Source organism: Bradyrhizobium sp. SZCCHNR2028, assembly GCF_032380995.1.
Classification (GTDB): Bacteria; Pseudomonadota; Alphaproteobacteria; order Rhizobiales; family Xanthobacteraceae; genus Bradyrhizobium.
Window position 1 is genome coordinate 126428 of the sequence record NZ_JAUHJF010000004.1, and the last position, 12434, is coordinate 138861.

At 66.6% G+C, this 12434-nt stretch carries 11 protein-coding genes and 1 riboswitch; of the genes, 4 read left to right on the top strand and 7 right to left on the bottom strand.

All coding sequences use genetic code 11. The annotated features are described in order from the left end of the window. Positions 1–350 precede the first annotated feature (350 nt). The 3 genes from thiS to QX121_RS08845 all read right to left on the bottom strand — a co-directional run bounded on the left by thiS (position 351) and on the right by QX121_RS08845 (position 2512). Positions 351–548, bottom strand: coding sequence for a sulfur carrier protein ThiS (gene thiS, locus QX121_RS08835; RefSeq protein ID WP_315775976.1), 198 nt, complete (start codon positions 546–548; stop codon positions 351–353). Further along, entirely contained in the window at positions 539–1552 is a 1014-nt protein-coding gene (locus QX121_RS08840; protein ID WP_315811695.1) for an FAD-dependent oxidoreductase, read from the bottom strand. The genes thiS and QX121_RS08840 overlap by 10 nt, the downstream gene beginning before the upstream one ends. After that, positions 1540–1650: riboswitch (TPP riboswitch) on the bottom strand. (Overlaps the previous gene by 13 nt.) Before the next feature lie 79 nt (positions 1651–1729). Next, positions 1730–2512, bottom strand: coding sequence for a lytic transglycosylase domain-containing protein (locus QX121_RS08845; RefSeq protein ID WP_315772002.1), 783 nt, complete (start codon positions 2510–2512; stop codon positions 1730–1732). A gap of 215 nt (positions 2513–2727) precedes the next feature. Here QX121_RS08845 and QX121_RS08850 point away from each other — a divergent pair, with 215 nt between their 5' ends. The 3 genes from QX121_RS08850 to QX121_RS08860 all read left to right on the top strand — a co-directional run bounded on the left by QX121_RS08850 (position 2728) and on the right by QX121_RS08860 (position 5751). After that, positions 2728–4215: a hypothetical protein gene (locus QX121_RS08850; RefSeq protein ID WP_315811839.1), complete on the top strand. Its 1488-nt coding sequence runs from the start codon at positions 2728–2730 to the stop codon at positions 4213–4215. Positions 4216–4378: 163 nt separating this feature from the next. Beyond that, the gene (locus QX121_RS08855; RefSeq protein WP_315772004.1) at positions 4379–4627 is read left to right on the top strand and encodes a hypothetical protein; all 249 of its coding nucleotides are present in this window, start codon (positions 4379–4381) and stop codon (positions 4625–4627) included. Between the two features lie 587 nt (positions 4628–5214). Next, a complete protein-coding gene (locus QX121_RS08860; protein ID WP_315811696.1) occupies positions 5215–5751 on the top strand; it encodes a PRC-barrel domain-containing protein in 537 nt (178 codons plus the stop codon). A 71-nt stretch (positions 5752–5822) separates the two neighbouring features. Here the strand turns inward: QX121_RS08860 and QX121_RS08865 are convergent, their stop codons facing one another. The 4 genes from QX121_RS08865 to QX121_RS08880 all read right to left on the bottom strand — a co-directional run bounded on the left by QX121_RS08865 (position 5823) and on the right by QX121_RS08880 (position 11001). Beyond that, positions 5823–7235 carry an ATP-binding protein gene (locus QX121_RS08865; RefSeq protein WP_315811840.1) on the bottom strand — a complete coding sequence of 471 codons (1413 nt, stop codon included), beginning with the start codon at positions 7233–7235 and terminating at the stop codon, positions 5823–5825. Positions 7236–7258: 23 nt separating this feature from the next. Then, positions 7259–7999: a response regulator gene (locus QX121_RS08870; RefSeq protein WP_315717811.1), complete on the bottom strand. Its 741-nt coding sequence runs from the start codon at positions 7997–7999 to the stop codon at positions 7259–7261. 410 nt (positions 8000–8409) lie between these two features. Next, positions 8410–10047 (bottom strand): DUF4403 family protein, encoded by a 1638-nt coding sequence (locus QX121_RS08875; protein ID WP_315811697.1) that lies wholly within the window; start codon positions 10045–10047, stop codon positions 8410–8412. Between the two features lie 255 nt (positions 10048–10302). After that, positions 10303–11001, bottom strand: coding sequence for a L,D-transpeptidase (locus QX121_RS08880; RefSeq protein WP_315811698.1), 699 nt, complete (start codon positions 10999–11001; stop codon positions 10303–10305). Between the two features lie 357 nt (positions 11002–11358). Here QX121_RS08880 and QX121_RS08885 point away from each other — a divergent pair, with 357 nt between their 5' ends. Then, positions 11359–12414: a glycosyltransferase family 1 protein gene (locus QX121_RS08885; protein ID WP_315796711.1), complete on the top strand. Its 1056-nt coding sequence runs from the start codon at positions 11359–11361 to the stop codon at positions 12412–12414. Positions 12415–12434 lie beyond the last annotated feature (20 nt).

A 12434-nucleotide genomic window follows, 5' to 3' on the forward strand; every position in this document is an offset into this window, starting at 1 on the left:
TCCGCCATGTCGGACGGTGGTCGCCGCAATGAAGCCTGTCATCCCCGCGAAAGCGGGGATCCAGTATTCCAGAGGCGGCTCGGACACGCAGATAGGCCGCGGCGTACTGGATCGCCCGGTCGTTTTCGCCGAGACGCGCTTCGCGCTTTCGCCGGGCGATGAGAGGTGTGCGTGGGGCGCGACCTCCCTCCCCACGTCGTCCCGGCGAACGCCGGGACCCATACCGCGTGATCTGGCGTGGGACCTCGGTGGGAGAGATCGAGCTTCAACACAAAAGCCGGTGGCTATGGGTCCCGGCGTTCGCCGGGACGACAGCGGAGTGCGTGGCGCAAGCGAGCGCTCCATGAACTTCACCCTCCCTGCCGGGGCGTGATGATCTCGATCTCGTCGCCGGCCTTCAGCGCCGTCTCGGCCCAGCGGCTCCTCGGCACGACGTCGTAGTTCAGCGCGATGGCGAAATGGGTGCCCTCGTAGTCGAGCTCGGAGAGCAGCGCGGCGACGGAGGTCGCGGCGATGTCGCGGGCCTCGCCATTGACGGTCACGCGCATCGCATCACCTCGTTGTCGATCTGGCCGTGCGAGATGTAGTTCAGCGTCGCCTGCGCCAGCGCGGGCGCGATCAGGAAGCCGTGGCGATAGAGGCCGTTGACGCGGATCTCGCGCTCGCCCTTGATGGTGATGCGCGGCAGATTGTCGGGATAGGCCGGCCTGAGCCCTGAGCCGAATTCGAGGATGCGGGCCTCGCCGAATGCGGGATGCACGGAGTAGGCGGCACCGAGCAATTCCAGCGCCGAGCGCAAGCTGACGCCGGTGTCCTCGGCCTCGAGCGAGGTCGCCCCCAGCATGAACAAATTGTCCTCGCGCGGGATCAGATAGAGCGGGAAGCGCGGATGCATCAGCCGCACGGGCCGCGCGAGCTGCACCTCGGCGGTCTCGATCAGGATCATCTCGCCCTTGACGCCGCGCAGCTCGGGCTCGGCGTCGCGCGCCTCCAGCCCGCGGCAGTCGATCACGAGGCCGTCGAGATCATCAGCCGTGACGTCGCTGTTGAACAGCACCCGGCCGCCGGCCTCGACGATGCGCTGATGCAGCTTCGGCAGCACGCGGCGCGGCTCGACATGGCCCTCGGTCGGGTAGAACAGGCCCTCGCGGAAGCGCCCCTCCAGCGACGGCTCCAACGCCGCAAGCTGCTGCGCGTCCAGCCGCTGATAGCCGGAGGTGCGGCGGGCGAAGCGGTTGTAGTCGGCGCGGTCGCGGGCATGCGCGATCACCAGCGAACCGTTGAACGGCGTGTCCGGCAGCTCGCGCCGCCAGATGTCGAGCGAGGCGAGCCCGAGCCGGCTGATGATCGGCTCGGCGACCTCGCTCTCGCAATAGGGCGCGAGCATGCCGCCGGCCCAATGGCTGGTGGAGAGCATCAGATCGGCGTCGCTGCGCTCGTGCAAGGTGACGTGATGGCCGGCCCGCGCGAGCAGCAAGGCTTGCCAGGCACCCGCGATGCCCGCACCGATGATGGAAACGGGGACATCCCCGCGCGTGGTTATCTGCTGCATCCCTGTCCCTTCGCCGGCATGACCCGGATCAGGTTCAAAGGGTCACCGCACATCGCTGCGGTATCTCAGCTCCCCTCGGAGCTCCCCTCGGAACGCGCTTAAAATAGACCGATATCCCCCCGTGTCAACGGAGTGTCACGGAAAGACAATGCCGACGGCCCTTGGAACCAATGGCGATCAGTGCGCCCGCGCGTGGCGGCCGGTCGCAATCTTCGGGGTGATGTCGAGCGGGGCGCTCGTCCGCTCGGAGCGGCCGGCGGGCCGCGCGTCAGCCAGGCGCTGCCGCTTGGCCTCCTCGTAATAGCCCCTGGCGAAGTAGAGCACGGCGCGGTCGTGGTCGCCGCGGGCGGCACGGTAGGCGCCGGCGAGATAGCGCACGCCATAGGTGAGGTTGGTGTTCGGATCGTGCAGGCCCTGCGCGTCGCCGGTGTAGCCGAGGCCGCGCGCGGTGCCGAGCTTGATCTGCATCAGGCCGATGCAGCCGCAGCGGCCGACCAGGTCCTTCTGGTATTTGCTCTCGCGCACGATGACGCGGTGGATCAGCGATTCCGGAATGTTGTTGGCGGCGGCGTGCACCGCCACCAGCGCGTCGATATGCGGATGGCCGCTGTCGATGTGGCGCGGCTTGGCTTCGGCCGCCTTGCGCTCGGCCTCGCGGGGCTCGGCCGCAGCGGCATCGGTGTCGGCTGGCGCTGAGGCATTGGCGTCCATCGGCGGCGAGGTGTCGGCGCTGCTGACGGCCTCGATCGCCTCGACCTCGCGCGCGGCCTTGGTCACCGCGCTGCGTACGGCCAGCTCCCTGGTGCCGTCAGAGCGGACATGGGCGAGCTTGACCTTGCCGGCCTTCGGTTTGGCTGCACTGTCCGATGCGGTGCTCGCATCATCGGCAGCCATGGCGAACGGCACGGGACCAGCCATCGCGAAGCCTGCAATGCAGGCCGTCAGCACGAGACGTCTCATGTGTCAGGATCCCCCGGGAACCACACGCATGCCGAGTAGCCCCCCAGCACGCGCTTTACACTTTGCACACCGTAATTGGCGCAAACGCCGGGCGATAATGTGGCAGAAATGGGGCGAAGACGCCGGGTCGAGTCCGGATGCGCCGGCGGTTTACCGCGAATTATACCGTGCATGCTTGGCTGGCGGAGCAATTCCGCCAATGGGGCCATGCCGCGATGACGCTGTCCGTCACCCACACCGAAGCGACCGCCGGGCGCGCGCAGGCGCTGCTGCCGCTGTGGGTCGGCGCCGGCGTCTATGCGCTGCTGCTGATCTCCGGCAACCGGCTGCTCAACGATCCCGACACGTTGTGGCAGATCACGGTGGGGCAGTGGATCATCGACCACCGCGCGGTGCCCGAGGTCGACGTCTATTCCTTCACCATGCGCGGCGCGCCGTGGATCTCCACGCAGTGGCTGGCGCAGGTCGCCTATGCCGCCGCTTACAAGTTCGCCGGCTGGACCGGACCGGTGGTGCTGGCGGCGTCGGCCATCGCGCTGTCCTTTGCGCTGTTCGCGCGCGCCCTCAGCCGGCATCTGCGCGACGGCACGACATTGGTGTTCGTGGTCGCGGCGTTCCTGCTCTGCCTGCCGCATCTATTGGCGCGGCCGCATGTGCTGGCGTTTCCCATCCTGGTCGCCTGGATCGCCGGTCTGATCGACGCCGCCGATCGCAAGGCCGCGCCGCCATGGCCGCTGGTGCTGCTGATCGCGCTGTGGGCCAATCTGCACGGCGGCTTCGTGTTCGGCCTGTTCTTCATCGCGCCCGCCGCGCTCGACTCGCTGGTCGATGCCGATGCCCCGGCCCGCCGCGGCCTGGCGCTGCGCTGGGCGGGGTTTGCCGCGCTCGCGCTGGCGGCGAGCTGCTGCACGCCCTATGGCTGGAACGCGCTGCTGGCGTCGCAGAAGATCCTGTCGCTGGGTCAGGCGCTGCCGCTGATCGTGGAATGGAAGGCGACCGATTTCCAGGGCCTCGGCCCGTTCGAGATCTGCCTGCTGATCGCGATCGGGGTCGCGCTGTTCCACGGCCTCAGGCTGCCGCCGGTGCGCATCCTGATGCTGCTCGGCCTGCTGCACATGGCGCTGGCGCAGGCGCGCGCGGCGGAGATCCTGGCGCTGGTCGGCCCGCTGGTGCTCGCCGCGCCGCTGGCCCGGCAGGCGGGCGCGCTGCCCGTGCTGCCGCAGGCGCGCGCGTCGGGAGCCGCGCTGACGGCGGCGGTGATGCTCGCGCTCGGCGCCGGCACCATCGCATCGGCCTCGATCCTGAACTACACGCCGAACATGCGCGGCACCCCGGTCGCAGCCGTGACCGAGCTGAAGAAGCTCAACCTCACGCGGGTCCTCAACGACTATGATTTCGGCGGCTACCTGATCTCAGCCGGTGTCGCGCCGTTCATAGACGGCCGCACCGAGCTCTACGGCGAAAAGTTCTTCGTCGATCACAATGCCGCGTCCGGCCTGATGGAGCCGGACAATCTGTTTCGCCTGCTCAAGGACTACGACATCGAGGCGACCCTGCTGCGCACGCAGAGTGCGGCGACCAAGCTGCTCGATCACGTCGACGGCTGGCAGAAGGTTTATGCCGACGATATCGCCACCATCCATCTGCGTAATCCAGGCGCCCGCCATGTCGCGGAACCGGCGGTCACTTCCGGAGGCAATTGAATCAAACGCATTGATCCCATCCTCGGATCCCATCCTCGTGAGGTCGGATGTCGCGCGGCATCCCGGCGCGTGCAAATCAGCCGCTGCGCGGCTATGATCCCGCCCGTCAGTTCGACAGCATGCCTGACTCATTCAAGAAGACTGAACAGAGAGGGAGCGCGTCATGGCCGTGAAGGCAGCCGACATCCAGTTTCGCAATTTCGACAACGCGCAATCCGCGATGCGCGTCCTCGACCTGCCGCGCAACAATCCCTGCGCCCAATGTGGCGAGCCGATCGCGCTGCCGGCCTGGGTCGAGAAGGATGGGCGGCGCACCGCCTATCTCTGGCACTGCCGTCTCTGCGACTATCGCTACGAGACCATCGCGTTCTATGCCGAGGCCGTCGATGAGGACGGCGCGATGGCCGCGTAGCTGATTCAGAATGCGCCGCTCTCTCGGAAATATCGAAGCTCGGAGTTTTCGTCGATCGACCGACCAGTCGTCCCGAATGAGATGGCCCTGACGCAGTCGGCGGGCAGGGCAATCTCCTATGGGCTGAGCCGTCGTGGCCCCCTGGTTCGAGACGCTCACCACGAGGGCTTGGATTTATGAGGGCTTGGATCTTGCCAAGCAGCCCTCGTCCCGAGGAGCCCGCCGCAGGCGGGCGTATCGGGCGGCCAGCCTCTTCCAGATGCGATTGACCTGCGGGAGGTGAGCATCGAACCGCGTTGCGGGATCCGTGCTCGACGCGCGCAGCTCAACGAAGACCGCCGGCTCGCAGTCCTCTGCTGTGAGGGGCGGCTCTTCCGGTTGCACGGGCTTCTAGTCGAACGCTCTCCTCAAACGCGATTCCAGCTTTCGGCTCGCCGGCCCGGCGCGCTCCCGAGTGTCACAAAGCGACGTTGTCGCGCTGCACCGAGGCGGCTTGTCGCGCAAAATGACGAAATCGTAGTTCCCACGGAACGCTGGGGGGCGGCTGCAGTTCTCTCGTCACCATACACATTGAGAGGAGACACCACATGGTGATGAAAACTGTTGCGGCCGGCCTCGCCGGTTCCCTGTTGCTCGCGACGGCGGCTTTCGCTGCGGAGAGCACGACCTCGACCACGACGACCACGACCCATGCCAGCACCACGGCGGCATCGTATCAGGGCGACTGGCGCAGCTCGAAGCTCGTTGGCGTGAAGGTCTACAACAACAACAACGAGAATGTCGGCTCGATCGACGACCTGCTGGTCGACAAGAGCGGCGCGGTCAAGGGCGTCGTGATTGGCGTCGGCGGCTTCCTCGGAATGGGCGAGCACCTCGTCGCCGTCTCGTTCGATCAGATCAAGTTCTCGGATCAGCCGGTTCAGGCAAGCACTGCGTCGAATGCCCCGGCCTCCGGCACCACGTCCTCGACCACGCCGCCGGCCACGACCACGACTGGTGCGGCCACCGGCACTTCGTCCTCGTCGATGAGCTCCACGAAGAACCGCTGGTATCCCGATCACGCGATGATCAACGCGACCAAGGACCAGCTGAAGTCGATGCCCGAGTTCAAGTACTCCCAGTAACGGCATCGCCGACGAAAATAGCTGCTCGTCTCGATCGCGGCGCGCCCGGCTTGTCCGGGCGCGTTCGCGCGTCATGCTGCGGGGCGCAAGGTGGTCTGGCCGAGCGGCAGCTCGATGCGGGCGATCAGCCCGTGCGGCCTGCGATCGTGCAGCGACAGTTCGCCGCCATGAGCCTGGACGATCGCCTTTGCGATCGACAGGCCAAGCCCGAAGCCGGTGGCCTCGTCCATGTTGCGGGCATCGTCGCCGCGCACGAACGGCTCCAGCATGTCGGGCTTGCGCGCATCGGTGATCCCGGGTCCGTCATCCTCCACATCGATCGTCAGGCGCTTCCCCGACGCAGTTAACCTGATGACCGTTTCCTTGCCGTACTTCACGGCGTTCTCGACCAGATTGGTGACCGAGCGCATCAGGTCGTCGGGCCGCACCGTCGCCATTGCGTGCGCCGGGCCGATATAGGTGACGCTGTGGCCGACGTCGGCGAACTGGTCGGCAACGAGCTGCAGGATGCTCGCGATATCGACCAGCGTCATCGGCTCGAGCTTGCGGCCGTTGCGCAGGAACGACAGCACCGAGCCCAGCATCGCATGCATCTGATCGAGATCGGCCAGCATGCGGCTGCGCTGCAGCTCGTCCTCGACGAACTCACAGCGCAGCCGCATGCGGGTCAGCGGTGTCCGTAGATCGTGGCTGATGGCCGCCAGCATCTTGGTGCGGTCGTTCATCAGCGCCGTGATGCGTTGGCGCATCCGGTTGAGAGCGCGCGCCAACGATCGGATCTCCTCCGGTCCGCGCTCGGGCAATTCCGGCGCATCGCCGTCGAGGCTGAAATTCTCGGCGGCCTTCGCGAAGCCCGACAGCGGCGATGTCAGTGCGCGCGCGGCCCACAGGCCGAGCAGCGTCATGCTGATCAGCGCGAACATGATCGTCGTCAGCCAGGGCGCACCCCAGAACGGCGGCCGGTGCGGCCGGTCGACCATTCGGGCCGAGACCATGTTGCCATCGGGCAGAGCGAAGATGACGGTGCGCGTCTGGGAGCCGGGCGGCGGCATGAAGATGCGATAGCCTGGGCCAAGGCCGTGAAAGCCGCCTGGACCGTGAGGCCGTCCGTCAGCCATCTCCGGAGGGGCCGGGCGGCGCTCGTCGCCACCGCTCCCGGCGCCGACGTCGGGGCCGGCCGGCTCGTGCAGGCGACCGGGATCACCCGGCAGAGCTCCCGCGTGAGGCTTGAGCTCGAACTCAGGATAGGCACGAGCGATGTCGGAGATCAGCCGAGGTCGTTCGGCAGCAGGGGCGCGGCCAAGAATGCGGATGGCCGTCGCGAGCTGAAACGGCCCGACCTCGTTTTCGGGGTCGGGCTGCTCGGCACGATAGATCAGGAACGTCGCCGTGATGATGGCATGGAGCGCCACGATCGAAATGGCCACCAGCGCCGTGATCTGGCCGCGGATTCCCTTGAGGTTGAGAAAGCCGAACGACATCATGACATCGCCATTCGATCCGATGGTCAATGGCTTTGCGGGCCGGTCACCACCTCGACGACGGGCGTGAACATGTAGCCGCCGGAGCGCACGGTCTTGATCATGGTGGCCTCCTGCGGGTCTGGCTCGATCTTGCGGCGGATGCGGCTGACCAGCACGTCGATCGAGCGCTCGAACGAGCCGGCGCTGCGGCCCTGCGTCAGGTCGAGCAGGCTGTCGCGTGACAGCACGCGGCCCGGCCGCTCGCAGAAGGTGCGGAGCAGATCGAACTCGGCGCTGGTCATCGCCACGCGCGCGCCCTCGGGATTGCGCAGCTCGCGCAGCCGGAAGTCGATCGTCCAGCCGAGGAAGCTCAGCGCGGTCGCGCCTTCGGTTGCGCTCGCCGTCATCGCGGCCGCCTGCCGGCGCAGCACCGCGTTGATGCGGGCGAGCAGCTCGCGCGGATTGAACGGCTTCGGCAGATAGTCGTCGGCGCCCATCTCCAGTCCGAGGATGCGATCGACGTCCTCGCCGCGCGCGGTGAGCATGATGATCGGCACTTGCGACTCCGCGCGCAGCTTGCGGCACAAGGTCAGGCCGTCCTCGCCGGGCAGCATCACGTCGAGGATCAGGAGATCGACACGGTGGTCGCCCATGATGCGGGTCATCTCGCGGCCGTCGGTCGCGGTGGTCACGTTGCAGGCATTGTTGCGCAGATATTTTGCGATCAGCGTCCGCGTCTCGCGGTCGTCCTCGACGACAAGAATGTGTGGTTGTGTCTGGGCCATACCGACAAGTGACCTAGAATCGCGGCGTTTTGCGAAGAATTTTGTTACGGAATGTTTCCTGCGACGGGCGCGCGGAAAGGGCCCGACGACATCTCTCTGCGCCGTGTTGCGGCTTTCGTGAGAGCGCGTCAAGCCCGCGCAGTGGCGGGAGAGCCACGGTCCCGTCTCGCGTCCGCGCCGCGCATGACGGTCCGGCTATGCGCTTGCGGATGATAATACCAGATCGGTCGTGAAGCGGAATGATGACGAAGCCGTCATGCCTCGCGTCCGTCTATTTGTCGATCGCCAGACTAACGGCGCCATCCATTTGGCTTCCCATATCCTGCTCCTGAAGTGGCCTCGGCCGTCGAGGATCACGAATTGCCGCCGGCTTCGGCAAGGCGTCGTCGTCCAGGCGTAGCAACGGGCCGTTACAGTCCTGGCAATGTATTGACTCGAACCGACATCGTGCCCTCCGCCGAGGCGATCACGCGCAGCGTGGTGGCGTCGAAGGCGATGTCGGTCAAAGCGAGATTGTTGATGTCCGTATCGACGCGGATGCCGTTCTCGTTCTTCTGCAGCTCGGCGACCGCCGTGGCGATCTTATCGCGGACGTTGTCGGCGAAAGGCTTGAGATCGACCACCGAACGTTCCAGCAGCGCGCGTTGCAGATGCGGCACCACGGCGCGAGCGGCGGCGCCGAGCAGGCCGAATGCCGCGTCGGATTCGACGGCGAGCTGCAGGTCGGACAGCCGCAGAATCTGCTGCGCCTGATCCACCATGGGGCGTCCCCAGATGTGCACGGTCGCATCGGCGCCGAAGCCGAAGAGGCTCTCCTTCTCCTTGCCCTTGACCTGCAGCGAGATCAGCAGCCGGTCGCCCGAGGGCACGACGGTCGCATGCTTGACGGTGACCGCGACCGGGCCGGAGCCGTCCTCGGGGAATGTCCGCCCCGCAAGTTGCGAATCGACGAGCTTGCTGAGCTCGGTGAAGGGGACGTCGATCGGAACCGCGACATTGATAGTTCCGGCGGTGGGCGGAATGATCGTAATCTTATCGGGGAACGGACACTCCGGCTTGGTCTCGGCCGCCGTGACCCGGGTCTCCGCTTCGATTCCCATGGTGACGCTGACTGCGTTGGCATCGATCGCGGGCTGCGCGGCCAACGCGCGCGTCGGCTTGATCTCGAGCCAGACGGCGGGCAGTCCGGGCGCGGTGCCCTGCAGCGGCACCGAGCGACAGGCGCGGGCCCATTGCGCCTGCGCCACGCGTCGGATGGTCGGGTCCTTGCGCAGCCTGTCGCTGAGCGCGCTGAGTTGTTCATTGACGGTCTTGTCGATGATCGGCTTCATCTGGGCCGGCACGTTGACGCGGGCACCCGCCACGGTCAGCGCGGTGTCGCCGAGATTGACCTGGGCGGCGAAATTCGGCTCGACATACCATGAGGCGGCGAGCCGCGGCCGCATCGCGATCAGGACGTTGCCCTTGATGTCGGCGGTGGCGTTCAGATTCTTGATGTTGATGCCGCCGATCTGCTTGGCGGCATCCGAGCCGAGCAGGCCGCCGATGGCATCGCCGAGCGCGCCGGTCGCCTTGGCGGACAGTGATCCGGTGACGTTCAGCCGGCCCGAGAGCGGCGTCGCCAGGGACAATGTGTCCTGGGTGCCGGTGGCGGCGATGACGCCGCGGGTGACGGTCCAGCCGATGTCGGCGTTCTGCAGGATCTGGTTGACGGGGTTGTCGGCCTTGCCGGAGAAGTTGCGCGGCGCGGCCTTTTCGGCGGCGTCACGAATCGCGCCGAGCGAGATCGACACAGGCGTCATGATGATCGAGTTGCGCGTGGCCGGCGGCAGCGGCGGCAGTTGGGTCAGTTGCGGCGCCGGCGTGCTGCCCGAGAACAGAAACACCTCCGCGATGATGATGCCGATCAGCACGACGGCGGCAAGGCCGGCGGCGCCGATCAGGATCATCCGCAGTCGGGGCGGCGAGCGCCGCCGTGGCTGCTGCGGTCTCGGAGCGAGCGGATGAGGTCTGCTTTGCCAATCCGGTCGCGGCGTCGGAAGATTCATGTCGGATCCACGGACTCCAGTTGCCACGGGCCGGCTCGTGCCGGAAGCGGCGAGATCGCGGTTAATGCAAGATTGCCGAGCTTACAGGGCCGGACGGAGGCGCGCCAGGGCAGCCGATGAAGCAGGCCACCATCAATCGGCCGTGATGGTGAATGGCGAAATGCGCGCAAAGAAATGACCGCCGCGGCTTTCGGGCCTCGGCGGTCCAGTCAGGGAGGATCCGGGAGAAGGAACGAGCAGTGCGGCCCGCGCAGGTCAGCGGGTCATGCGGCCGAGATCGGCGCGGCGCTCCATCGGCAGCACGATCACCTTGGCGCCGACACCGACGCGGGAATAGAGGTCGATCACGTCCTGATTGGTCAGGCGGATGCAGCCCGACGACACATGCGTGCCGATCGTCTCGGGCGCGTTGGTGCCGTGAATGCGGTAGACGGTGCCGCCGAGATACATCGCGCGGGCGCCGAGCGGATTGCCGGGACCGCCGGCCATGTGACGCGGCAGATAGGGCTGACGCGCGATCATCTCCGGCGGAGGCGTCCAGTCCGGCCATTCGGCCTTCCTGGTCACCGACTGCACGCCCGACCAGGTGAATCCGTCACGGCCGACGCCGATGCCGTAGCGCATCGCCTGGCCGTTGCCGAGCACGTAGTACAAATACTTGTTTGGTGTGTCGATGATGATCGTACCGGGCGCTTCGCGGGTCGCGTAGCTCACGACCTGGCGGCGCAGGCGCGGGGGCAACTCATAGGCGGTCGCCTCGTCCTCGCGCGGCGTGATCAGTTGCGGCGTCGTTGCCGGCGGCTCGTAGGTCGCCACTGGCGGCTGCAGCAGGAAAGGGAAGGGGAGCGGGGCCGGGGGCGCGGCCAGCGTCGGCGTTGTGGCAACGATCGTGCCGACGATCAGCGCACCGAACAGGATGCGGGATGGCGAACGGACTGTGCCTGGCGTGAACATGGACGTCCCCTTGTTTGATCGCTTGGTGCGCGCCGCCATTGTCTCGGCCGGCGTCGTCAAAATCGGCTGCCTGTCATCATTCTTTGTGGCGCTTCGACCCATGCCTGATGCTGCAACTCATAGGGGAGAAAAGTTTCGTTGCGTTTGCGCGCTGCACGCAAAACGGTTTCGTCGGCTTAACCGTTTGTTTCATGACGGTTTCACGACAGCGCCTGTGCGACGCCGCCACGGATCGCGGGGAAAATAGCGGCGGGCGGGCAAAAAGACCCTTCGACAGTTCGATGACGTCACACGCCTGAAATAACAATGTCGGAATTTGCGGCCGTTCAGAATCGCTGCAACTTTCCGGATCGCCTTATGCGGATCTTAATCGCAACCGACGCCTGGCACCCGCAGGTCAATGGCGTGGTGCGCACGCTCACCTCGCTGGCGCGCGCGGCCGCCGGCCTCGGCGCCGACATTACCTTCCTCACGCCGGAAGGCTTTCCATCGTTCGGCGTGCCGACCTATCCGGGCCTGCGGCTCGCTGTGACCAACGGCCGCGAGATCGCCCGGCGCATCGAGGCCGCCGCGCCGGATGCGATTCATATCGCCACCGAAGGCACGATCGGCTGGGCGGTGCGCCGCTACTGTCTGCGCCACGGCCTGCCGTTCACGACGTCCTACACGACGCGCTTTCCGGAATATGTCTCGGTGCGCACCGGCATCCCCGATGCCGTCGGCTACTGGGTGATGCGCCGCTTCCATGATGCGGCTGCGATGACCATGGTGGCGACCAATTCGCTGAAGCAGGATCTCGCTTCGCGCGGCTTCAAGAAGCTGGGCTTCTGGACGCGCGGTGTCGATACTAGACTGTTCAATCCGGATGAGCCTGTCACGCTCGATCTGCCGCGTCCGGTGTTCATGACGGTCGGCCGCGTTGCGGTCGAGAAGAACCTCGAGGCGTTCCTGTCGCTCGATCTGCCGGGCTCGAAGGTCGTGATCGGCAACGGCCCGCAGAAGGCGGAGCTGGAGCGCCGGTTTCCGACGGCGCATTTCCTCGGCGAGAAGACCGGCAAGGATCTGACCGCGCACATGGCCGCCGCCGACGTGTTCGTGTTTCCGAGCCTGACCGATACGTTCGGCGTGGTGCAACTGGAGTCGCTGGCCTGCGGCACGCCGGTCGCGGCCTTCCCCGTGACCGGTCCGCTCGACGTCATCGCCGATCATCCGATCGGGGCGATCGACTGGGATCTGCGCGCAGCATGTTTGAAGGCGCTGACGATGTCGCGGGAGACCTGCCGCGCATTTGCGCTCGACCGCTCCTGGGAGAACAGCGCGCGCCAGTTCATCGGCAATCTCGCCGTGCTGCAGCCGTCCCGCGTCGTGCGTCCGACCCCGGTGCTGGCCGGTCAGAGCGCCGTGCGCGGCTGACGGCAGATGTTGCGTCACTC

Excerpts from the sequence above, each read along its gene's own strand:
- thiS (WP_315775976.1), bottom strand. The coding sequence starts at position 548 with ATGCGCGTGACCGTCAATGGCGAGGCCCGCGACATCGCCGCGACCTCC.
- QX121_RS08840 (WP_315811695.1), bottom strand. The coding sequence starts at position 1,552 with ATGCAGCAGATAACCACGCGCGGGGATGTCCCCGTTTCCATCATCGGT.
- QX121_RS08845 (WP_315772002.1), bottom strand. The coding sequence starts at position 2,512 with ATGAGACGTCTCGTGCTGACGGCCTGCATTGCAGGCTTCGCGATGGCT.
- QX121_RS08850 (WP_315811839.1), top strand. The coding sequence starts at position 2,728 with ATGACGCTGTCCGTCACCCACACCGAAGCGACCGCCGGGCGCGCGCAG.
- QX121_RS08855 (WP_315772004.1), top strand. The coding sequence starts at position 4,379 with ATGGCCGTGAAGGCAGCCGACATCCAGTTTCGCAATTTCGACAACGCG.
- QX121_RS08860 (WP_315811696.1), top strand. The coding sequence starts at position 5,215 with ATGGTGATGAAAACTGTTGCGGCCGGCCTCGCCGGTTCCCTGTTGCTC.
- QX121_RS08865 (WP_315811840.1), bottom strand. The coding sequence starts at position 7,235 with ATGATGTCGTTCGGCTTTCTCAACCTCAAGGGAATCCGCGGCCAGATC.
- QX121_RS08870 (WP_315717811.1), bottom strand. The coding sequence starts at position 7,999 with ATGGCCCAGACACAACCACACATTCTTGTCGTCGAGGACGACCGCGAG.
- QX121_RS08875 (WP_315811697.1), bottom strand. The coding sequence starts at position 10,047 with ATGAATCTTCCGACGCCGCGACCGGATTGGCAAAGCAGACCTCATCCG.
- QX121_RS08880 (WP_315811698.1), bottom strand. The coding sequence starts at position 11,001 with ATGTTCACGCCAGGCACAGTCCGTTCGCCATCCCGCATCCTGTTCGGT.
- QX121_RS08885 (WP_315796711.1), top strand. The coding sequence starts at position 11,359 with ATGCGGATCTTAATCGCAACCGACGCCTGGCACCCGCAGGTCAATGGC.